The sequence below is a fragment of the Bradyrhizobium sp. HKCCYLRH3099 genome, from assembly GCF_051167855.1.
Taxonomy (GTDB): domain Bacteria; phylum Pseudomonadota; class Alphaproteobacteria; order Rhizobiales; family Xanthobacteraceae; genus Bradyrhizobium.
Window position 1 is genome coordinate 46,172 of record NZ_JBNPTW010000020.1, and the last position, 21,378, is coordinate 67,549.

The following is a 21,378-nucleotide window of genomic DNA, read 5'->3' on the forward strand; positions in this document are numbered from 1 at the left end:
GCAGGACAGGTCGAAGCGTGCGGTGTTTGCTGAACGCGCTGTGGAGCGCGGCGGCATGTGTTCGCGGTGAGATTCGGTTTGCGCCGAGCTGAAAGCCAGATGAACAGCAAGGCAGCAAGTTGCGGATTTCTGCACTCTGTCGGCGCCGATCAGTCTGTCGCGAGGTTCGGCTTGGCTTGGCAGCATTCGCTCTGCTATACGTCGTGCCTGGGGCAGACGATACAACTTTGGATCATCCATTGCCGAGCTGATAGCTCGGCAATGCCCGTTGTTCCTTGGGGCTTCGCATTCTTATGAATTCATTCTCGAAGCTGATCGTCGACATCGTATTTGCACGCAACTTGCTTCGGTCATCCAACCCAAGCTGAATCTGTCTGCGGGGAAGCAGGTACATCGGCTCCGTTGGGGCGTTACCGGAGGAAGTTGAAGCTCAAAATGAAGCCCGCTCGCTATCGCAGGTTTGTCTATCTGGCTTTCATCACGTTCGGCGCGGCGCTGAGTCTGCTGCCGCGGCGATTGGTGTTCCTTGGTCTCGTCGTCGCCGAGTTCGTGAGATTGCCGCTGCGTGAGCGGATGTACCAGGCCTACTTTCCCTACGTCACATCTCATCTCGCGGAGCATACTGGCTATCGCTATTCGACGGCTCTCAGTCGTCGCTTCTATCGGGCATCGATCCATGTCCTGTACCGGATCGGAGCCTATCGGGAGGTGATCGAGTCTGTGCGTCGGAAGACGTTGCGTTTGGACAGCCCGGCCGTCAGGTATGCGCTCGTGAGGTCGCGCTTCGAACTGGGAGAGTTCGATGAAGCCTTGGATGCGGCAGCGGGAGCCACAGACGACGATCTGATCCGAATCATCGATCTCGCCTTTCACAGGGCGATGCTCCAGATCATTGACGGCGATGAAACGGGTGCGTTGGACGCGCTATTCTGGGCCTGCCGGGGCAGCCTGCATTTTTTTCGTCCTCATCAGAATATCGCTGCTCGCGCTTCGTCACGCTATTTCCCCAACCAGATCGATCTGCTCGCGGGAGCGCCCGGCCGGCTGTTCGATCTGTGCAACTTCACTGGACAGCGGGTGACGCATGTCGGACGGGGCGAGCTTGGAACTCGCTTGTTCGAACGTGCGTTGGACGCGCAAGAGGAACTCCGCCAATCGCCACCGCTGCTATCCGCAGAGTTGGCAGACCTGCTCGGGCGACTCGACGTCTCCCTGGAGGAGCTGCGCTTGGTCCCGGAGGAATGGGCCACCCAGATCGGCCATCTGGGGATGCTCGACATTCTGTTTCGTATGCGTGAGCTTCGCTGGTGGTCCGGCAAGGCGGTGATCGTTGCGCGCCCGGGATTGATCGCCAACGACCCATTCTTCCGTCTTTTCGAACGCTTCGGTCAGATCCTTGTGGTCGGTGAGTCGATCTCGGAGCGGACCGCACATGAGTTGTTATCCCTTCAGCGGTGGTATGGCTTGAATTTCAATGCGTGCCGGCTGCCGGACGGACGTGCCGTGCCGTGGCAGGAGGCGGGAGCGATCGCCATCGAGCAATGGGAGCGCGAAGGACGACCGCATCCGTTGCGGGAGGTCTATGATCAGGCGACCAATCTCGCGGATGTTGCCGCCGACGGATTCCGGCGGCTCTGTTCCAGATACGGAATGAAGCCCGACGACTGGTACGTCTGCTTGCACACCCGCGATGCAGCCCACTATTTCGAGTTCATGGGGACGGGGCAGACGCATCGCAATGCGCCGATCGAAACGTCGCTCGAGGCCATCCGACTGATCACCTCGCGGGGTGGATGGGTGATCAAGCTTGGTGGGCCAAAATCTCCCAAGCTTCCTCCGATGGAGCGAACCATCGACTACGCATTGAGCGAGTTCCGCTCGGAGTTGATGGATATTCACTTGATCCGTCATGCCCGCGCCTTCGTCGGGACCACGTCCGGACTGACGAACGTGGCCGTGAGCTTTGGGATTCCCTGTGCCATCGTCAATGCCATCACGACCGATGCCCAGCTCTGGCACGCCAATGTCCGTTTCGCGTTGAAGCACGTGAGGCTGAGGGATGGAACGACGCTGACGCAGCGGCAGCTGACAAGCGAGCCGTGGCGATGGCGGGTTTTTGATGCCGCCGTGCTGGGCAGGAACGGCGCGCACCCGGAGAACAATTCGTCCGATGAGATCTGTCATGCGGTCGAGGAGGTCCTGGCGTTGGCCGAGGGACGATCGGCGGAATTCGAGGCCCGCTATGACACGGCGGGACTTCTGGACCGCTGGAAGCGCTCCCTCGCGCTGCCCTATTTCTACGGTCCAAGTCGTCCCAGCCTTGCGTTTCTCGCCAAGCATGAGAAGACGTTTCTCCTGAATGAGACCGGGGTCGCCGAGCTCTGCCTCGGAGAGCCTTAACGTCGAACGAGAACTCATGTGCGGCATAACCGGACTGTTGCGGCCGGGCGGGGCTGACGAGAGCATGCTGACCGGCGTCGTCGCCGGCATGACGGCGGCGCTCGTCCATCGCGGGCCGGATGCATCGGGGCTGTGGACACGGGCCGATGTCGGTTTGGCCCTCGGCCAGCGGCGACTGGCGATTCTCGATCTTTCCGAGGCGGGCGCGCAGCCGATGCACAGCGCCTGCGGGCGCTACACCATCACCTTCAACGGCGAGATCTACAACCATCTCGAAATTCGGGCCGAACTGGAGGCGTGCGGCGGGGCGCCGAACTGGCGCGGCCATTCCGACACCGAGACGCTGCTTGCCGCCGTCAGGCAATGGGGCATCGAGCCGGCGCTGCAGCGCCTGATCGGCATGTTCGCGTTCGGGCTATGGGATGCCGAGACTCGGCAGCTGACCCTGGCGCGCGATCGCTTCGGGGAGAAGCCGCTGTTCTACGGCTGGTGCGGCACCGACCTGGTCTTTGGTTCGGAGCTGAAGGCGCTCGCCGCGCATCCCTCCTGGGCGCCGTCGCTCGATCGCGCGGCGCTGACATCGTTCATGCGCTACTCCTATGTTCCGGCGCCCGCGACGATCTGGACCGGCCTGCGCAAGCTGCCTTCGGCCTCGTTCGTGAGCTTCTCCGCGAACGCCGCGTCGGGAAGCCTGCCCGCGCCGCAGGCCTATTGGTCGCTGCGGGACGTCGTCGTCGCCGCCCAATCCGATCGCATCCAGAGCGAGCCGGACGCGGTTGCGCGGCTGGAACAGCTGCTGTCCGCCGCCGTGAAGCGCCAATGCCTCGCGGATGTGCCGCTCGGCGCCTTTTTGTCCGGCGGCGTCGATTCGTCGACCATCGTCGCCTTGATGCAGGCCCAGACGAGCCGGCCGGTGCGCACATTCAGCATCGGGTTTGCGGAGGGCGGCTACAACGAGGCCGAGGATGCGCGCAAGGTGGCGCAGCATCTCGGCACCGATCATACCGATCTCTATGTCGATGCGCGGACCGCGATGGACGTGGTTCCCAGGCTCCCGCTCATCTATGACGAGCCGTTCGCCGATTCCTCGCAAATTCCGACCCATCTGGTGGCGCAACTGGCGCGCCGCCACGTGACCGTGGCCCTGTCCGGCGATGCGGGCGATGAGCTGTTCGGCGGCTACAACCGGCATGTCTGGGGCGAGCGGCTGCAGGCGCGCCTCGGCCGGCTGCCGCTGCCGGTGCGGCGGATGATCGGGGCTGCTCTTGGTGCTGTCGCGCCGGAACCCGCGGACACGATCCTGTCGGCGCTGCAGCCCATTCTTCCGGGGCGCTTGAAAGTGCGGCATGCCGGCGATCAAGTCGCCAAGCTCGGCCGCCTGATGGCCGCGGACGGTTTCGAAGGCCTGTACCGGACGTTGTGCTCGATCGACCAGGATCCCGCCCGCACGGTGATCGGTGGTGAGGAGCGCACCGGCTGGGCGGCGGATGAAGTGCACAAGCTGACGCAACCGCTCGATCCGCTCGATCGCATGACGCTCGCGGACTCCCTCAGCTATCTCAGCGACGACATCCTGCAGAAGGTCGATCGTGCCGCGATGGCGGTGGCGCTGGAGACGCGCGTGCCGTTCCTCGACAAGGACGTCGTCGAATTCTCCGCCAGGGTTCCCGCCAGCATGAAGGTGCGCGATGGTCGCGGAAAATGGCTGCTGCGCCAGGTGCTGTATCGCCATGTGCCCGCCGAGATGATCGACCGGCCGAAGACCGGCTTCAGCATCCCGATCGACGCCTGGCTCCGTGGCCCGCTGAAATCATGGGCAGCGGATTTGTTGTCGTCATCGCGGCTGCAGCGGCAGGGCCTGTTCGACCCCGCGCGGGTAACGCGCATGTTAGACGAACATCTCAGCCGCCGGCACAATCACGCCTACTGGCTGTGGAATGTGCTGATGGCGCAGGCTTGGCACGACCAATGGGCGGCCAACCGTTAAGCGTCACTCCTCCGCGGTCGCGGGGATAGCCATCCGGCCCGCGCCCTTCTCGGCGCTGAGGATCCACACCAGCCCGCCCATGCCGCCGACGATGAAATAGATCGCGCCGAACAGGATCGAGACCACCGTGCCGTCGGCCGGCGCCAGCCCCGCATAGCCGAACGTCACCATCATGGTGGCTTCGCGCACGCCCCAGCCCGCGATCGAAATCGGCAGCATCGTGATCAGCATGATCGGCGGCGTCAGCAGGAACAGCTGCTCGAAGCCGACGGACGCTGCGATCGAGCGCACGGCGCACCAGGCGATGACGACGGCCAGCACGTGGACGGAGAGCGAGAGCGCGGCGATCTTCACCGCGGTGGCCTTGCCGAAGATCACCTTGTTGGCGATCACCGAGCAGGCATAGACGTGACGCGTCGGCCACCACGCCTTCATCCACGCGGCGGGCAGGTAGCCGATGATCAGAAAGCCGGCGCCCGCCGCCAATGCGGCGGCATCGACGAACACCAGCGCAAGGCGTCCGTTCTCGTTGGCGATCAGGCCGTAGCTCCACGGCAGGCTCGCGACGATGATCAGCGCCAAGGCGATGAACCCGACGGCGCGGTCGGTCAGGATCGAGTAGCTGGCAGCGCGCCATCCGGCGCCGGTGCGGCCGATCAGCCACAGCCGCACAGCATCGCCGCCGATCGAGGAGGGCAGGGTCTGATTGAAGAAGGCGCCGATCATGTTGTAGCGGAAGGCGCGCATGTCGGTCAGCGGCGCCCCGCACAGTGCCGAGATCTCGCGCCAGCGCAGCGCGCCGATGAAGATCTGCAGCAGCGTGATCGCCACTCCCAGCACGATCCAGCCGATGCTGATCTGGCTGAGCCGCTCGCGGATCGCCGCGAAGTTGATCCCGCGCAGCGCGAGATACAGCAAAGCGAGCGAAACCACGATCCGGAGAATGAGAATCAAAAACGCTCGCATGCGAGGGCTGGCTTCGCTCTTGGTTGAAAGGTCCCAAGCCGAGTGCGAGACGCGCAACTCCCGTCCTGGCGGCATCGAGGCCCGGATGGGACCGGCCCATCGGGGCGGCCGACCCCTTGCGGTCCCGATGCCCCGGTGGCTAAACAGTCGCAGGGGTGGCGTCAATGGCCTCCGAAACGACCGGAATATCAATTTATGTCTCATGGCCGGAAGATTGCGGTGATAGGCCTCGGCTATGTCGGCCTGCCGGTCGCCGCCGCGTTCGCGCGCGCGGGCTGCCCGGTCATCGGGTTCGACATCGATGCCGTCAGGGTCGCCGAGCTCCGCGAGGGCCGGGACCGAACCTGCGAAGTGGATGCGGCCGACCTGCGCTGGCCCGGCCTGCGCTTCAGCAGCGACCCCGGTGAGATGGCATCGGCCGACTTCTTCATCGTCACCGTCCCCACACCGATCGACAGCGCGCGCCGGCCCGATCTCGGCGCCATGCTCGCCGCGACCCGGGCCGTGAGCGCCGTGTTGAAGCGTGGCGACATCGTCGTCTACGAGTCCACGGTCTATCCGGGGGCGGTCGAGGAGGACTGCGTGCCGCTGCTCGAAAGCGGCTCGGGGCTGAGGGCCGGCCGCGACTTCAACGTCGGCTATTCGCCGGAGCGCATCAATCCCGGCGACAAGACGCATCGCTTCGAGACCATCACCAAGGTGGTCTCGGCCCAGAACGCCGAGACACTCGAGACGGTGGCCGCCGTCTACGGCTCCGTCGTGTCGGCCGGTATCCACCGCGCCCCGTCGATCAAGGTCGCCGAGGCGGCCAAGGTGATCGAGAACACCCAGCGCGATCTCAACATCGCATTCATGAACGAGCTGTCGTTGATCTTCCAGGCGCTCGACATCGACACCGGCGACGTGCTGGCGGCGGCCGGAACCAAGTGGAACTTCCTGCCCTTCACGCCGGGCCTCGTCGGCGGCCACTGCATCGGCGTCGATCCCTATTATCTCACCTATCGTGCCGAAAAGGCGGGCTATCACCCCGAGGTCATCCTCGCGGGCCGCCGGATCAACGATGAGATGGGGCGGCGCATCGCGCGGGAATGCATCCGTGGGCTTTTGAAGCGGCGCGGCCGCAGCGGCGTCGTCACCATCCTCGGCATGACGTTCAAGGAGAACGTTCCTGACATCCGCAATTCCCGCGTGATCGACATCATCAGCGAATTGCAGTCGTTCGGCATCGAGGTGCAGGTCGCCGATCCGCTCGCCGATGCCGCCGCCGTGCATGAAGAATACGGCATCGGCCTCACCCCGATGACGGAGCTGCAGCCTTCCGACGCCGTCGTGCTCGCGGTCTCGCACGATCCGTTCCTGGCCGGCGGCTGGCCGCTGGTTCAGCGGCTGTTGCGCGAGGAGAGCGGCCTCGTGCTCGACGTCAAGATGAAGCTCGACCGCGCGAGCAAACCCGCCGCCATCGAACTCTGGCGACCGTAAGGAAGTGACCATGGCCGATCAGCCCATCCTCGTGACCGGCGCCGCCGGCTTCATCGGCTTTCACCTGTCACAGAAGCTGCTCGCCGAGGGGCGGCAGGTCGTCGGGCTCGACAATCTGAATTCGTACTACGATCCCAAGCTGAAGGATGCTCGCCTCGAGATTCTCAAGGCGCAGCCCGGCTTCACCTTTCACAAGCTCGATCTCGTCGATCGCGCCGGCGTCAAGGCGCTGTTTGCCCAGCATCGCTTTCCCGCGGTGGTGCATCTCGCCGCCCAGGCCGGCGTGCGCTACTCGCTGGAAAATCCGCACGCTTACGTCGACGCCAATCTCGAAGGCTTCATCAACGTGCTCGAGGGCTGTCGGCATCACGGCTGCGGACACCTGCTGTTCGCCTCGTCCTCGTCGGTCTATGGCGCCAATACGAAGCTGCCGTTCTCGGTCAAGGACAATGTCGACCATCCGATCAGCCTCTATGCGGCGAGCAAGAAGGCCAACGAGCTGATGGCGCATTCCTACAGCCATCTCTACCGGCTGCCGGCCACAGGGCTGCGCTTCTTTACTGTCTACGGCCCCTGGGGCCGGCCGGACATGGCGATGTTCATCTTTGCCAAGGCCATCCTGGCGGGACAGCCGGTCAGGCTGTTCAATCACGGCCAGATGCGGCGTGATTTTACCTATGTCGACGATATCGTTCAGGCCATCGGCCGCCTGATCGGCCGTCCGCCACAGGGAAACCCGGATTGGGATGGAAACAGGCCCGATCCCTCGAGCAGCCGGGCGCCATGGCGGGTTTACAATATCGGCAACAATCACCCCGAGCAGTTGACCGACGTGATAACGCTGCTGGAGAAGGAATTCGACCGGCCGGCGATCAAGGAGATGCTGCCGATGCAGCCCGGGGACGTCGAGGCGACCTATGCTGACGTCAGCGACCTCGAACGGGACATCGGCTTCCGGCCGGCGACGTCGATCGCCGACGGCATTTCACGTTTTGCGAAATGGTATCGCGACTACCACCAGATTTGATGGACTGATTTCATGACCGGACGCATCATTCCCCTCATCATGTGCGGCGGCGCCGGGACCCGGCTGTGGCCGGCCTCACGCGAAGTGCGGCCCAAACAGTTCCTGCCGCTGTTCGGCGCGCGCTCCACCTTCCAGGACACGCTGCTGCGCGTGTCGGACGCTGACCTGTTCGCGCGGCCGATCATCATCACCAACATGGCCTATCGCTTCATGGTGCTGGAGCAGCTGGCCGAGATCGGCATCGAGGCCGATGTCCTGCTGGAGCCGATGCGGCGCGACTCTGGGCCGGCGATCGCCGCCGGCGCCGCCTTCGCCCAGTCGCGCGATCAGGATGCCGTGGTGCTGGCGCTCGCGGCCGATCATATCGTGCGCGACAACACGGCCTTCGTGGCGGCCTGCCGGCAGGGGCTGGCGGCGGCGGAAGCCGGCCGGATCGTCACCTTCGGCGTCAATCCGGAGCGTGCGGCGACGGAATACGGTTACATCAGCCCTGGCGCTGTGGTCTCCGGAGAAGTACGGGCCGTGGCCAAATTCGTCGAGAAGCCGGACCAGCCGACCGCCGAGCGCTACATCGGCGAGGGCTATCTCTGGAACAGCGGCAACTTCATGTTCCGTGCCGGCGTGCTGCTCGACGAGTATCGCAAGTATGATGCCGGCAGCGTGCAGAGCGTCGCCGACGCGGTCGCCAAGGCCGGCCGCGATCTCAGTTTCATCATCCTGGACTCCGATGCCTTCGCGGCGGCCAAGCCGATCTCGATCGACTATGCCGTGATGGAGAAGACCGAGCGGGCCGCCGTCGCGCCGGTGTCGTGCGGCTGGTCCGACGTCGGCTCGTGGCACGCGGTCTGGGAGCTGTCCGACAAGGACGGGCAGGGCAACGCCGCGCGCGGCACCGCCGTGTTCGAGGATTCCCGCAACTGCAACGTCGTCACCGACAAGGCGCTGGTGGCGCTCGAAGGTGTCGACGATCTCGTCGTCGTGGCCGCGCAGGACGCGGTCCTGGTGTCGCGCCAGCGCGACGCCAACGGGCTGAAGCGGCTGGTCGCCAAGCTCAAGACCGTGGCGCCGGAGGTCACCGAGGCGCACATCAAGGTCCACCGGCCCTGGGGCAGCTACCAGTCGGTCGACAATGGCGAGCGCCACCAGGTCAAGCGGATCGTGGTGAAGCCCGGCCAGCGGCTGTCGCTGCAGAAGCACTACCACCGCTCCGAGCACTGGATCGTCGTCCGCGGGGCGGCGCGCGTCACGGTCAACGAGACGGTCAAAACCGTCCACGAGAACGAATCGATCTATATCCCGATGGGCGCGGTGCACCGGCTGGAGAACCCGGGCAAGATCCTGCTGGAGCTGATCGAGGTCCAGACCGGCTCGTATCTCGGCGAGGATGACATCATCCGGATCGAGGACGATTACCGCCGCGAGTAAAGCGGGCGCTCGCCGCGAATCAGGCGAGCCGTGCTAGATAGCCCCGGATCAGCCCGCCGGAGAGCTTCGTTGCAAAGCACGATCGGATCGCGCGCGTTCCAGAACGCGCGCCTGCAGAAGAAGAACCGCAAGCAGGCCGATGGCCTGATGCCGAAGGCCGTCGAGGCCTATCGCGCGGGCCGGCACGCGGAGGCCCAGGCCATCTGCGGCCAGGCGCTCGGCCTCGTACCCGATCATTTCGACGCTCTCCACCTGCTGGGCGCCTCCGCGCTCGACAGCGGCCGGTTCGATCTCGCGGAGCAGGCGCTCACTCGTGCCGTCGCCGTGGAGCCCCGCAACGCCGAGGCGCTTTCCAATCTCGGCCTCGTGCTGTTCAGCCTGAAGCGCTACGAGGAGGCGCGCGCGGTGCAGGAGCGCGCCGTCGCGCTCAAGCCGACCTTTGCGACGGCCTGGACCAGCCTGGGCAACACCTTGATGAACATGCAGCTGTTCGCGCAGGCGATCGAAGCGCATGACCGCGCCATCGCGCTCAAGGCCGACTTCGCCGACGCTTATTGCAACCGGGGCATGGCGCAACTGCTCCTGCTGCGCAACGAGGAGGCAAGGCAGAGTTTCGATCGCGCACTGGCCCTGGCGCCGCGCCACATGCAGGCGATGTTCGGCAAGGGGCTCGTCAGCATCAATCTGCGGCACCTCGAGCCGGCGCTGGCGGCCTTCAATGCGGCGCTCGCGCTCAAGCCGGGAGCGGCCGCCGTGATCGCGCAGCGCGGCCGGCTCTACGTGCAGATGGCACGGTTCACGGAGGCCGAGGCGGATTTCGATGCTGTGCTGGCGGTCGATCCCGGGCAGGAGTCTGCACTGCTCGGCAAGGCGCATGTCTGCGTCCTGACCGAGCGGATTGCGCCAACGATGGTCGCCTGCAAGCGGGTGCTCGAGCAGAACCCGAGGTCCGAGGTGGCGTTGATCTGGCTCGGCACCTGTCTCGCCAAGCAGGGCGATACCGCCGGCGCCATCCAGCATTTCGACCGCGCCCTCGAGATCAAGCCGGATTTCGAGGATGCCATCCTGAAGAAGATCTTCGCGCTCGATTTTTATCCCGGCGCCGACGTCGCCGTGCATCAGGCGGTCCGGCGCGAATGGTGGGAACGCATCGGCGCGCGCATCCCCCAGCGCCAGTTCGCCTCCATCGACCGCAATCCAGACCGCCGCATCACGGTCGGCTACGTGTCGTCGGACTTCCGCAGCCATTCGGCGGCGCTGACCTTCCTTCCGGTGCTGCGCCATCACGACCACGCCGCCTTCAAGGTCGTCTGCTACTCGTGCTCGACGCAGCTGGATTCCGTCACCGAGCAGTGCAGGGCGACGGCCGACATCTGGGTCGATGCCGCCCAGATGTCCGACGACGAACTCGCCGACCGCATCCAGGCCGATCAGGTCGACATCCTCGTCGACCTCTCCGGCCACTCGGCCGGCAACCGCCTCACGGTGTTCGCGCGCAAGCCCGCGCCGATCCAGGTCACGGCCTGGGGTAATGCGACCGGCACGGGATTGCCGACCATGGACTACTTCTTCGCCGATCCGGTCTCGGTGCCGGAGGCGGTGCGGCCGTTGTTTGCGGAAAAAGTCTACGATCTTCCGGCGCTGATCACGACCGATCCGCTGCCCGGCGCGCAGGCGACGCCGCTGCCGATGCTGCGCAACGGCCACGTCACCTTCGGCGTGTTCAACCGGGTCGACAAGATCTCCGATCATGTACTGACTGTCTGGGCCGCACTGCTCCGCGCGCTTCCCGACGCCCGCATCATCATCAAGAACGGGGCGCTCGACGATGCTTTCCTGCGCGACGGACTGATCTCGCGCTTTGTGGCGCACGGCATCGTCGAAAGCCGGCTGACCTGCCTGGGATCGTCGATGCGGCAGGAGCACATCGCAGCCTTCGCGGAGATCGATATCTCGCTCGATCCCTTCCCGCAGAATGGCGGCGTGAGCACCTGGGAATCGCTGCAGGCCGGCGTGCCCGTCGTGGCGAAGCTCGGCAACAGCTCCGCCTCGCGCGCCGGCGGCGCGATCGTGAAGGCGATCGGGCTCGACGACTGGGTCGCCGAGGACGATGACGGCTACATCGCGACCGCGCTCAAGCATGCGGCTGATCCCGAGGCGCTGGCGCGTGTCAGGGCCGAACTGCCGGCGCGTGTCGCGAACTCCGCCGCCGGCAATGTCGAGGCCTACACGCGCAAGGTCGAGGACGGCTATCGCCAGTTCTGGCGCGACTATTGTGCCGCTGGCTGACGGTCCTGCGTTCGCGTTCACTGTCCTCTCCCTGTTCACGCGTCCCATTGTTCGAGTGAGTGCTAATGCGTCACCCCCTGGAGGCCACTCGTGGCAAGCAATGTCGGTTCGCGCGCCTTTCAGACCGCGCGGCTGCTGAAGAAGCATCGCAAGCAGGTCGATGATCTCCTGCCGCGCGCGGTCGCGGCCTATCGCGCCGGCCGGCGGGCCGAAGCGCAGACAATCTGCGGCCAGATCCTGGCGCTGCTGCCCGACCATTTCGACGCGCTGCATCTGCTCGGCGTCGTCGCGCTCGACAGCGGCGAGATTGATCTAGCCGAGCAGGCGCTCACGAAGGCGGTCGAGATCGAGCCGCGTCATGCCGAAGCGCTGTCCAATCTCGGGCTGGCGCTGTTCAACCGCAAGCGCTTCGAGGACGCCCGCAAATGCCAGGAGCGGGCGATCGCGCTGAAGCCGAATCTGCTGGTCGCGCTGACCGGGCTCGGCAACACGCTGATGCGTCTTGGACGTCCTGACGAGGCCATCGCCGCGCATGACCGCGCCATCGCGCTGAAGCCGGACTATGCCGACGCCTATTGCAATCGCGGCATGGCGCTGCTGCCGCTCAACCGCAACGCCGAGGCGATCCAGAGCTTCGACCGTGCGCTGTCGCTGAATCCGCGTCACATGGAGGCGCTGTTCGGCAAGGGGCTGCTCAGCCTCGAGCAGCGCCATCTGGCGGAGGCGCTCGCTTGCTTCGATGCCGCGCTCGCGATCAGGCCGGGTGCGCCGCTGGTGCTCGCGCAGCGTGGCCGCCTGCATCAGATGGCTGGGCGCTTCGACCTCGCCAAGGCGGACTACGTGGCGGCGCTGGCGCGCGATCCGATGCTGGAGATTGCGCTGCTCGGCAAGGCGCAGCTCGACCACTTCACCGACATCGCCCAGGCCGTCGATGGCTGCCGCAAGGTGCTGGAGCAGAATCCGCGCTCCGAAGATGCCTGGCTGTGGCTCGGCATCTGTTTCGGCAAGCAGGGTGAGCTGGACGCCGCCATTGCGCATTTCGATCGCGCGCTGGAGATCAGGCCCGACTTTCCGGAGGCCATGACTGCGAAGATCTTCACGCTCGAATTCCTGCCCGATGCGGATTTCGAGCTGCATCAGGCGGTCAGGCGCGAATGGTGGCAGCGCATCGGCAGCCACATCGCGCGCCGAGCGCCGCCGCCGCGCGACCGCGATCCGGAGCGGCGGCTGACGATCGGCTACGTCTCGTCGGACTTCCGCAATCACTCCGCGGCGCTGACCTATCTGCCGGTTCTGAAGCATGCCGACCGGCAGGCGTTCCGCATCTGCTGCTACGCCTGCTCTCCCGTGAATGACGCCGTGACTTCGCAGTTCCGCGCCTGTGCCGACGTCTGGATCGATGCCTCGCAATTTTCCGACGATGAGCTCGCCGATCAGATCGAGGCTGACGGCGTCGATATCCTGGTCGATTGCTCCGGTCACTCGGCCGGCAACCGGCTGCCGTTGTTCGCCCGCAAGCCCGCGCCGGTTCAGGTGACGGCCTGGGGCAGCGGCACCGGCACGGGGATGCCGACCATCGACTACTTCTTCGCCGATCCCGTGACGGTGCCGGAGGCCGTGCGCCCTCTGTTCGCCGAGCAGGTCTACGATCTGCCCGCCGTGATCACCACCGAAGCCTTGCCCGGCCTCGTGCCGACGCCGCTGCCGATGCTGCGCAACGGCCATGTGAGTTTCGGCGTGTTCAATCGCCTCGACAAGGTCTCCGATCCCGCGCTCAGTGTCTGGACGCGGATCATGCAGGCGCTGCCGGACTCGCGGATCGTGATGAAGAGCAGCTCGCTGGACGATCCCTTGTTGCGCGACCGCCTGCTGGCGCGCTTCGCGGCCCATGGTGTGGCGCCCGAGCGCGTGGTCTGCCTCGGCCGGTCGACGCGCGAGCAGCAGATCGCGCAGTTTGCCCTGGTCGACATCTCGCTCGATCCGTTCCCGCAGAATGGCGGCGTCAGCACCTGGGAATCGCTGCAGGCCGGCGTGCCCGTGATCGCCAAGCTCGGTCGAAGCGCGGCGTCGCGCGCCGCGGCCGGGATCGTCTCGGCGGTCGGGCTCGGCGCATTCGTCGCCAGGGATGACGATGCCTATGTTGCGCTCGCCGTGAGCTGGGCCTCCAGGGCGGAGGAGCTGGCCAAGCTGCGCGCCGAGCTGCCGGCGATGGTGGCGAACTCGGCTGCCGGCAATGTCGCGACCTACACGCACAAGGTCGAGGAGGGCTACCGCCTGTTCTGGCGTCGCTATTGCGCAGGCGCCGGAGAGTGAAACAAGCGGTGGCCTCGGACGAGGCCACGCAAATGTTCGTCGCGTTCTCAGGATCTGCATACTGCCTCGGGGGGCAAGTCTTTGGCTAGCAATGTCGGGTCTCGCGCCTTTCAGAACGCGCGGCTCCAGAAGAAGCACCGCAAGCAGGCCGACGAGCTGATGCCGCGCGCCGTCGCCGCCTATCGGTCCGGCCGTCACGCCGAGGCGCAGGCGATCTGCGGTGAGATCCTGGCGCTGCTGCCGGATCATGTCGATGCGCTGCATCTGCGTGGCGTCACAGCGCTCGACGGCGGCCAGTTCGAGCTGGCCGAGCAGGCGCTGACCAGGGTGGTCGAGATCGAGCCGCGCCATGCCGAGGCACTGTCCAATCTCGGCCTCGCGCTGTTCAACCGCAAGCGGTTCGAGGAGGCGCGCAAATGCCAGGAGCGTGCGATCGCGCTGAAGCCCAATTTGCTCGTCGCGCTCACCGGCCTCGGCAACACCCTGATGCGGCTGGGGCGGCCGGAAGAGGCGATAGCAGCGCATGACCGCGCGATCGTGCTGAAGCCCGACTACGCCGATGCCTATTGTAATCGCGGCATGGCGCTGTTGCCGCTGGCCCGCAATGCGGAGGCCAATCAGAGCTTCGAGCGGGCGCTGTCGCTCAATCCGCGCCACATGGAGGCGATGTTCGGCAAGGGGCTCGCGAGCATTGCGCTCCGCCATTCCGACGAAGCGCTGGCGGCCTTCGATGCCGCGCTCGCAATCAAGCCGAACGCCGCGCAGGTGCTGGCGCAGCGCGGCCGGCTGCATCAGCAGGCCGGACGCTTCGACAAGGCGATGCCCGATTTCGAGGCCGCGCTCGCGCTCGATCCGCGCCACGAGGTGGCGCTGCTCGGCTTCGCGCAGCTCAGCGTCGTCAGGGACAACATCGCCCCCGCAATGGATGCCTGCCGCAAGGTGCTCGAGCTCAATCCGACTTCCGAGGTCGCCTGGACCTGGCTCGGCGAATGCTTCTGCAAGCAGGGCGATCTCGCGACCGGGCTTGCGCATTTCGATCGCGCGCTCGATCTCAATCCGGCCTTTGGCGATGCCATCACTGCGAAGATCTTCCTGCTCGATTTCATGCCGGACACCGGCTTCGCCCAGCATCAGGCGATCAGGCGCGAATGGTGGACCCGGATCGGCGCCGCGATCGAACGCCGTCCGCCGCCCGTGCGTGATCGCGATCCGGAGCGGCGGCTGACCATCGGCTATGTCTCGTCCGATTTCCGCAGCCATTCGGCGGCGCTGACTTTCCTGCCGGTGCTGCGCCATCACGACCACGCCGCGTTCAAGGTCGTCTGCTACTCCTGCTCGCCGCTGCGCGACGCGATGACCGAGCGGTGCCGCGCGGCGGCCGACCTCTGGGTCGACGCCTGGCAGATGTCGGACGAGGAACTCGCCGATCGGATCGACGCCGATCAGGTCGACATCCTCGTCGATCTCTCCGGCCATTCCGCCGGCAACCGGCTGCCGGTGTTCGCCCGCAAGCCGGCGCCGATCCAGGTCACCGCCTGGGGCAGCGGCACCGGCACGGGACTGCCGACCATCGACTATTTCTTCGCCGACCCGGTCACCATCCCGGAGCCGGTGCGTCCGCTGTTCGCCGAGCAGGTCTACGACCTGCCGGCCGTGATCACCACCGACCCGCTGCAGGGCTGGCAGCCGACGCCGCTTCCGATGCTGCGCAACGGCTTCGTCACCTTCGGCGTCTTCAACCGCATCGACAAGATCTCCGATCCCGCGCTGGCGCTGTGGGCGCGGATTATGGGCGCGCTGCCGGAGGCGAGGATCGTCATCAAGAACGGCGCGCTCGACGATGCGCTGGTGCGCAACGCGCTGATCGCCCGCTTCGTCAACAATGGCATCGCGCAGGAGCGCGTCACCTGCCTCGGCCTGTCGACGCGCGACCAGCACATCGCCCAGTTCGCGAACATCGACATGTCGCTCGATCCGTTCCCGCAGAATGGCGGCGTCAGCACCTGGGAGTCGCTGCAGGCCGGCGTGCCGGTCATCGCCAAGCTCGGGCAGGGCGCCGCCGCGCGCGCGGCCGCGGCGATCAACGTCGCGGTTGGTCTCGATGACTTCGTGGCGAGCGATGACGACAGCTATCTCGCCATCGCCCTCAAACATGCCGCGGCGCCCGGGGAACTCGCGAAGCTGCGCGCGGCGCTGCCGGCGATGGCGGCCAATTCCGCGGCCGGCAACGTCGAGACCTACACCCGCGAGGTCGAGGAGGGCTATCGTCAGTTCTGGCGCAGTTTCTGCTCCTCCTCCTGACCTCGGGCTACAACCGCGCAGCGCCGACGATGCGTCCGTCCGGCGCTTCGAGCAGGACGGCGGCATCCTCGCCCTCCGGCATCGACTCGGTGAGGCGCAGCGCCGCTCCGCTCCACTCGCCGAGCGAGCGCACCGACCGCACGACGTTCAGCTCCTCCAGCGTGCGGCCGCCATTCTCGCCGCGGCGGATCGGCGTTTCGTGGCGGCGGTCGAAGCCGACCAGCAGCACGCGGCCGCGTCCTTCACCGCCACCGACATCGACCGTGAGCTTGTCACCGTTGCGCGCGAGCCTGACGCTCGCCGCCGTCGTGCTCGCGCCCTTGGCGCGGTCGATCGCTGGCCCGATCTCGGCCCTGTTGGAGCCGATATGGCTGGTCACCCCGTCGATCACGATCTCCGGCGTGTAGGAGCCGTCGCCGAAGCGGCTGCCATAGCGGGCCTGGCGATCGGTCGCCGCCTGCAGTGAGAACGGGTCCTTCCAGCCCAGGCGATCCCAGTAGGTAACGTGGAAGGCCAGCGGTAGCACGTCGCGTCGCTGCCGCACCATCTCGTTGAGATACGCATTGGCCGGCGGACAGGAGGAGCAGCCCTGCGAGGTGAACAGCTCGATCACCACCGGCCGCTCCGCCGCGGCAGCGGCCGACGGTGCCCAGGGCGCGAACGACGCCAGCAGCAGGGCGAGGTGCCAAGCGTGGCGAAACGAGGCGAGGCGGATGGTCATGGGCTTTCTCCCGCGATGTGACATGGCTCTGTCTTCGCCGGGGCGATCCATCGCGTTACCTCGGTACGCGGCCTACACGCAGGCGTGAACGCGTTCATCCCATGTCTGCGCGGCCTGTCGCGATCGTTGAGCAAGACCACTGCCACACGCGAAGGGCCCGCTGCAGGCCCTTCAAACTGCTCCGCTTTTCGTTCTCCTCCGATGTAACTTTCTGAATCAAATCGTGTCCTGAAAAGGCTTTCGGCATTCGCCTCGCCGGAAGCGCCATGCTAGGAGAGCTTCGTCCGGCTGATTTGCAGTTCATTAACTGTTATGGCCATTCCGTGACATCGATGGGGTCGAGAGACATGAGTTCCAAGGGGGCGGGCCACAAGGCCGATCTGAGACAGGCGCTGCGCGTTGGCGTCATCGGAGCCGGCGTGATGGGCAGCAACCATGCCCGCGTGCTCGCAGGTCTCCCCGATGTCCATCTCGTCGGCGTGGTCGATCCGCTGCCGGCGCATCGCGATCGCGTCACCCAGCTTGCGAACTGTCCGACCTTCGAGAGCCTCGATCAGCTCGCCGCCGAGGGCGTCGACGCGGTCACCATCGCCGCCCCAACTCACCTGCACCATGAGCTCGCGCTCGCCTGCATCGCCCGTAAGGTTCATCTGCTCGTCGAGAAGCCGATCGCCTCGACGGTCGAAGAGGGCAAGGAGATCGTCTCGGCCGCGCATCGCGCCGGCGTCACCCTGATGATCGGCCATGTCGAGCGCTTCAACCCGGCGGTGGCCGCGATCAAGAAGGCGATCGCCGGCGAGGACATCCTGTCGATCGCCATCACCCGCGTCGGCCCGTTCCCGCCTCGCATGTCCAATGTCGGCGTCGTCATCGACCTCGCCGTGCACGACATCGACCTGATCCGCTGGTTCACCGAGTCTGATATCGTCGAGGTGCAGCCGCAGCTGTCGAGCGCGGTGGCCGAGCGCGAGGACATCGCGCTGCTGCAGTTCCGCACCGCCTCCGGCGTGCTCGCCCACATCAACACCAACTGGCTGACGCCGTTCAAGGCGCGCAACGTCACGGTCGCGACGCGCGGCAAGTACATCATGGGCGACCTGCTGACCCGCCAGGTCACCGAATGCTTCGGCTTCAAGCCGGACGGCAGCTACTCGATGCGGCATCTGCCGGTCGGCCATGACGAGCCGCTGCGCGCCGAGCTGATCGCCTTCCTGCACGCGGTGCGCTCCGGCACCTCGCCGGCCGTCACCGGCGACGAGGGCGTCGCCAGCCTCGCGATCGCCACGCAGTGCCTGGAGACCTCCAGCCATCGTCCGGCCGAGGCCGCCAAGCTCCGCGCGGCCGGCTAGGCGCGCGTCCGCTCCACCCCTTTCCAATTTCGCAACGTTGTAGAGCTCATGAACCAGCATTTGCGTCATCAGCCCATTCCGTTCATCGACACCGCCGCGCAGCGCCAGCGGCTCGGCCAATCGCTCGATGACGCGGTCGCCCGCGTGCTCGCGCATTGCCAGTTTCTCGGCGGCCCCGAGGTCATCCAGCTCGAGAAGGAGCTCGCTGAGTTCTGCGGCGCCAAATATGCCGTGAGCTGCTCCAGCGGCACCGACGCGCTCTTGATGGTGCTGATGGCCCAGGGCATCGGCCCGGGCGATGCCGTGCTGTGCCCGTCCTTCACCTTCTGCGCCACCGGCGAGTCGGTGGCGCTGACCGGCGCCACGCCGGTGTTCGTCGACGTGCTGGAAGACACCTTCAACATCGATCCGGCCTCGCTCCGCCGCGGCATCGCCACCGCGAAGCGGCTCGGCCTGAAGCCGAAGGCGGTCATCCCGGTCGATCTGTTCGGCCAAGCCGCCGATCATGACTCCGTCGCCGCGATCGCCGCGGACGAAGGCATGTTCGTGCTCGACGACGCTGCCCAAGGCTTTGGCGCCAGCTACAAGGGCCGCCGCATCGGCACCTTCGGTCTCGCCACCGCCACCAGCTTCTATCCGGCCAAGCCGCTCGGCTGCTTCGGCGACGGCGGCGCCATCCTCACCGACGATGCCGGCCTGCTGGAGCGCCTGCGCAGCGTGCGCGCCCATGGCGGCGGCAGCGACAAATACGACAACGTCCGCCTCGGCCTCACCGCGCGGCTCGACACCATCCAGGCCGCAATCCTGATCGAGAAGCTCAGGATCTTCGAGGACGAGATCACGGCCCGCAACAAGGTGGCCGAGCGCTACAAGGTGGCGCTGGCCGATGTCGTCAAGGTGCCGCGCCTCGTCGAGGGCTGCACCTCGGTCTGGGCGCAATACACCATCCGCCTGCCCAAGGGCGTCGACCGCGACACCTTCGCCGCCGCGCTGAAGGCGCAGGGCATCCCGACCATGGTGTACTATCCGAAGTCGATGCACCAGCAGACCGCGTACCGCATCTTCCCGAGCGCCGACGGCGGCCTGCCGGTCAGCGAACAGCTCTCGGCCGATGTCATCAGCCTGCCGATGCACGCCTATCTGGACGAGGCGACGCAAGCCCGCATCATCGACGTCGTGCGCGGCGCGCTGGCCTGAGACCGCACGCGCTGAACTGATCTGCCCCCTACCGGCAGCCCCACACACCAGTGTCGTCCCGGCCTAGTGCGCAATTGCGCACGCGGCGCCGGGACCCATACCCCCAGGAAGCGGTTTGAGGCAGGCTGGTCATCGGCCTTTTTCTCAACACGTCTGCCACGGCGTATGGATCCCGGATCGGCGCCCGCCGCCGCTTCGCGCCGGCAGGCTTGTCCGGGATGACGACGGTGGGTGAGGGGGGCGTCCGGGCTTCTTACCGGTATCATTCGTGCGGACGTAGGATCGGCATATTCGCCGTCATTGCGAGCGCAGCGAAGCAATCCAGGGCCGCGCGCGTGACTCTGGATTGCTTCGCTGCGCTCGCAATGACGCTGGTGAGACATGTGGCCTCATCTCGCGTCCGAGTCCGCAGGGTGGGCAAAGGCGCGCCCATCTATGTGCTTGTTTCGCTGAACTCTAGCGCGCCGTGCCCACGATTCTCACCACCGATGCCGATGCACGGTGGGCACGCGGCCGCCCTGCGGGCGGCTGCTTTGCCCATCCTACGGCCGTGTGGCTCGTAGTCTGATTTACATCTCAAACAGCGAACGACATGACGGCGCGTTCTCGCGGCACATCATGCCCGAGGTCTGCGATCAACTCGCCCTCGCACGAGTGCAGAGGGCGCAGGGAATGCCGGGTGAAGGCCTCACCCATGGCCCGCCTGCGAAAAAGAATGCAGGCGGCAGGTACCACAGGTGCAGCCGACATTCCGGCATTCCCTGCGCGATGGGCTTCCGGCTGCTTCGCGATCTCCCCGGTGCCCGGCTCGTTGGCCACCGTCATCAGCGCCGTGCTGTCAGCACCAGCGCGAACTTGACCTCAGCTTCGGGAGGCCAGGACCACGCGACTTGACCGTCCGTGAGCGCCCGTTCGTCCGCACGCCCCGGAGGACATGCTGCGAGCTCCCACGGCCATCGCCTCCCCACCTCGCGTGTCGTGACGATCGCGCGCAACGCCCCTCTGCGATGAGGCGGGATGGCGGGAGATAATCATGATTTCCACAAAAGCGCAATAGATTTATTTTTATCGGAATTCTATTCCGCTGCCGTCAATCTGGATTGGTGACGCCGGCATCAGCCCCACGTGCCGATCTATATCAAATCATCCACCGTGATCCGCAATGCATCGGCGATCTTTTTCAGCGTCGCGGCGGTGCCCGGCTTTTGTCCCGCTTCGATTTCGGAAAGGAAGCCTTGCGCAACGCCTGTGGCTTTGGCGAGTGCGGCCTGAGTCAGGCCGCGCTTCTTGCGCCAGAAGGCGAGGGGGGACTTCGCGGCCAACATCTCCGTCACCTCGCCGTGGGTTAGCAACTCCTCTGTGCCGGCCTCGATCTCGCGGCGCGAGCGCTCCGCGATCTCGCTGTCTCGCAGATCCTCCGCCGCTTCGATCAGCCGCTCATATTCGGCGACCGACATCAGCACCATCTCCTCGCCGTTCGGCGACGTAATCTTCTGCACCTTGGTCATGGTGTCGCCTCTCAATCGTAGATGCCGCCGCGCGGCCCGATGTCGTGGATCGTGATGGTGTCCTTGGTCTCCGAAAAGACGACCCGGAAATCTCCGACGCGCAACCGATAGTCGAGACATCCCCTGAGCTTCTTGACGTTGTTCGCCTGCGTTTCTGGCGCAGCCGCATATTGCTCGATCTTCGCCAAGATCAACTCGGCGCGATTCGCATGCCCGCGAAGGGCCCGTCTCGCGGCGGCGGTGTAGACGATCGCTTTCATGACGAATATCTCATATTGAGATATCGATCAACTCATTTGAGATGATCGTAGCAGCCGATCATGTCTTCGAGGCTCGTTTCCAGCAATGCTCGATGATGGCTGACGAGCCGCCGGCTCCTCGCGCGTTGGAGAGTTGGTGCAGCGAACGCCACATCT

At 65.8% G+C, this 21,378-nt stretch carries 15 protein-coding genes; 10 read left to right on the forward strand and 5 right to left on the reverse strand.

Annotated features, from left to right (window positions below):
- Nucleotides 1-423: 423 nt before the first annotated feature.
- Both ACQR1Y_RS29030 and asnB read left to right on the forward strand, forming a co-directional pair.
- The gene (locus tag ACQR1Y_RS29030) at nucleotides 424-2,400 is read left to right on the forward strand and encodes a TIGR04372 family glycosyltransferase (protein ID WP_434879075.1); all 1,977 of its coding nucleotides are present in this window, start codon (nucleotides 424-426) and stop codon (nucleotides 2,398-2,400) included.
- Between the two features lie 16 nt (nucleotides 2,401-2,416).
- On the forward strand, nucleotides 2,417-4,387 hold the full coding sequence (gene asnB, locus ACQR1Y_RS29035) for an asparagine synthase (glutamine-hydrolyzing) (RefSeq protein ID WP_434879076.1): 1,971 nt from the start codon (nucleotides 2,417-2,419) through the stop codon (nucleotides 4,385-4,387).
- A gap of 3 nt (nucleotides 4,388-4,390) precedes the next feature.
- On the opposite strand, the gene ACQR1Y_RS29040 is transcribed toward asnB, so the two are convergent.
- Nucleotides 4,391-5,353 carry a lysylphosphatidylglycerol synthase transmembrane domain-containing protein gene (locus ACQR1Y_RS29040; RefSeq protein WP_434879077.1) on the reverse strand — a complete coding sequence of 321 codons (963 nt, stop codon included), beginning with the start codon at nucleotides 5,351-5,353 and terminating at the stop codon, nucleotides 4,391-4,393.
- A gap of 195 nt (nucleotides 5,354-5,548) precedes the next feature.
- Here ACQR1Y_RS29040 and ACQR1Y_RS29045 point away from each other — a divergent pair, with 195 nt between their 5' ends.
- The 6 genes from ACQR1Y_RS29045 to ACQR1Y_RS29070 all read left to right on the forward strand — a co-directional run bounded on the left by ACQR1Y_RS29045 (nucleotide 5,549) and on the right by ACQR1Y_RS29070 (nucleotide 16,187).
- Complete coding sequence (locus ACQR1Y_RS29045) at nucleotides 5,549-6,832, forward strand: nucleotide sugar dehydrogenase (protein WP_434879078.1); 1,284 nt, start codon at nucleotides 5,549-5,551, stop codon at nucleotides 6,830-6,832.
- A gap of 10 nt (nucleotides 6,833-6,842) precedes the next feature.
- Entirely contained in the window at nucleotides 6,843-7,859 is a 1,017-nt protein-coding gene (locus ACQR1Y_RS29050; protein WP_434879079.1) for an NAD-dependent epimerase, read from the forward strand.
- Nucleotides 7,860-7,871: 12 nt separating this feature from the next.
- A complete protein-coding gene (locus ACQR1Y_RS29055) occupies nucleotides 7,872-9,284 on the forward strand; it encodes a mannose-1-phosphate guanylyltransferase/mannose-6-phosphate isomerase (RefSeq protein WP_434879080.1) in 1,413 nt (470 codons plus the stop codon).
- Between the two features lie 69 nt (nucleotides 9,285-9,353).
- Nucleotides 9,354-11,573: a tetratricopeptide repeat protein gene (locus tag ACQR1Y_RS29060; protein ID WP_434879081.1), complete on the forward strand. Its 2,220-nt coding sequence runs from the start codon at nucleotides 9,354-9,356 to the stop codon at nucleotides 11,571-11,573.
- A 90-nt stretch (nucleotides 11,574-11,663) separates the two neighbouring features.
- Nucleotides 11,664-13,886: a tetratricopeptide repeat protein gene (locus tag ACQR1Y_RS29065; protein ID WP_434879082.1), complete on the forward strand. Its 2,223-nt coding sequence runs from the start codon at nucleotides 11,664-11,666 to the stop codon at nucleotides 13,884-13,886.
- Between the two features lie 81 nt (nucleotides 13,887-13,967).
- Nucleotides 13,968-16,187: a tetratricopeptide repeat protein gene (locus ACQR1Y_RS29070; protein WP_434879083.1), complete on the forward strand. Its 2,220-nt coding sequence runs from the start codon at nucleotides 13,968-13,970 to the stop codon at nucleotides 16,185-16,187.
- Between the two features lie 7 nt (nucleotides 16,188-16,194).
- On the opposite strand, the gene ACQR1Y_RS29075 is transcribed toward ACQR1Y_RS29070, so the two are convergent.
- On the reverse strand, nucleotides 16,195-16,908 hold the full coding sequence (locus ACQR1Y_RS29075) for a DUF1223 domain-containing protein (protein ID WP_434879084.1): 714 nt from the start codon (nucleotides 16,906-16,908) through the stop codon (nucleotides 16,195-16,197).
- A 347-nt stretch (nucleotides 16,909-17,255) separates the two neighbouring features.
- On the opposite strand from ACQR1Y_RS29075, the gene ACQR1Y_RS29080 reads away from it, so the two are divergent.
- Together ACQR1Y_RS29080 and ACQR1Y_RS29085 are read left to right on the forward strand one after the other, a co-directional pair.
- Nucleotides 17,256-18,257, forward strand: coding sequence for a Gfo/Idh/MocA family protein (locus tag ACQR1Y_RS29080; protein WP_434879085.1), 1,002 nt, complete (start codon nucleotides 17,256-17,258; stop codon nucleotides 18,255-18,257).
- Between the two features lie 48 nt (nucleotides 18,258-18,305).
- A complete protein-coding gene (locus ACQR1Y_RS29085; RefSeq protein ID WP_434879086.1) occupies nucleotides 18,306-19,454 on the forward strand; it encodes a DegT/DnrJ/EryC1/StrS family aminotransferase in 1,149 nt (382 codons plus the stop codon).
- Between the two features lie 576 nt (nucleotides 19,455-20,030).
- Here ACQR1Y_RS29085 and ACQR1Y_RS29090 read toward each other — a convergent pair.
- The 3 genes from ACQR1Y_RS29090 to ACQR1Y_RS29100 all read right to left on the reverse strand — a co-directional run bounded on the left by ACQR1Y_RS29090 (nucleotide 20,031) and on the right by ACQR1Y_RS29100 (nucleotide 21,222).
- The gene (locus ACQR1Y_RS29090) at nucleotides 20,031-20,279 is read right to left on the reverse strand and encodes a hypothetical protein (protein WP_434879087.1); all 249 of its coding nucleotides are present in this window, start codon (nucleotides 20,277-20,279) and stop codon (nucleotides 20,031-20,033) included.
- Nucleotides 20,280-20,587: 308 nt separating this feature from the next.
- A complete protein-coding gene (locus ACQR1Y_RS29095; protein ID WP_434879088.1) occupies nucleotides 20,588-20,962 on the reverse strand; it encodes a helix-turn-helix domain-containing protein in 375 nt (124 codons plus the stop codon).
- Between the two features lie 11 nt (nucleotides 20,963-20,973).
- Complete coding sequence (locus ACQR1Y_RS29100; protein ID WP_434879089.1) at nucleotides 20,974-21,222, reverse strand: type II toxin-antitoxin system RelE family toxin; 249 nt, start codon at nucleotides 21,220-21,222, stop codon at nucleotides 20,974-20,976.
- Between the last annotated feature and the right edge of the window lie 156 nt (nucleotides 21,223-21,378).

Coding starts and splice junctions, on each gene's coding strand:
- ACQR1Y_RS29080 (WP_434879085.1), top strand. CDS start 17,256: ATGAGTTCCAAGGGGGCGGGCCACAAGGCCGATCTGAGACAGGCGCTG.
- ACQR1Y_RS29055 (WP_434879080.1), top strand. CDS start 7,872: ATGACCGGACGCATCATTCCCCTCATCATGTGCGGCGGCGCCGGGACC.
- ACQR1Y_RS29100 (WP_434879089.1), bottom strand. CDS start 21,222: ATGAAAGCGATCGTCTACACCGCCGCCGCGAGACGGGCCCTTCGCGGG.
- asnB (WP_434879076.1), top strand. CDS start 2,417: ATGTGCGGCATAACCGGACTGTTGCGGCCGGGCGGGGCTGACGAGAGC.
- ACQR1Y_RS29050 (WP_434879079.1), top strand. CDS start 6,843: ATGGCCGATCAGCCCATCCTCGTGACCGGCGCCGCCGGCTTCATCGGC.
- ACQR1Y_RS29095 (WP_434879088.1), bottom strand. CDS start 20,962: ATGACCAAGGTGCAGAAGATTACGTCGCCGAACGGCGAGGAGATGGTG.
- ACQR1Y_RS29075 (WP_434879084.1), bottom strand. CDS start 16,908: ATGACCATCCGCCTCGCCTCGTTTCGCCACGCTTGGCACCTCGCCCTG.
- ACQR1Y_RS29085 (WP_434879086.1), top strand. CDS start 18,306: ATGAACCAGCATTTGCGTCATCAGCCCATTCCGTTCATCGACACCGCC.
- ACQR1Y_RS29040 (WP_434879077.1), bottom strand. CDS start 5,353: ATGCGAGCGTTTTTGATTCTCATTCTCCGGATCGTGGTTTCGCTCGCT.
- ACQR1Y_RS29045 (WP_434879078.1), top strand. CDS start 5,549: ATGTCTCATGGCCGGAAGATTGCGGTGATAGGCCTCGGCTATGTCGGC.
- ACQR1Y_RS29090 (WP_434879087.1), bottom strand. CDS start 20,279: ATGACGGTGGCCAACGAGCCGGGCACCGGGGAGATCGCGAAGCAGCCG.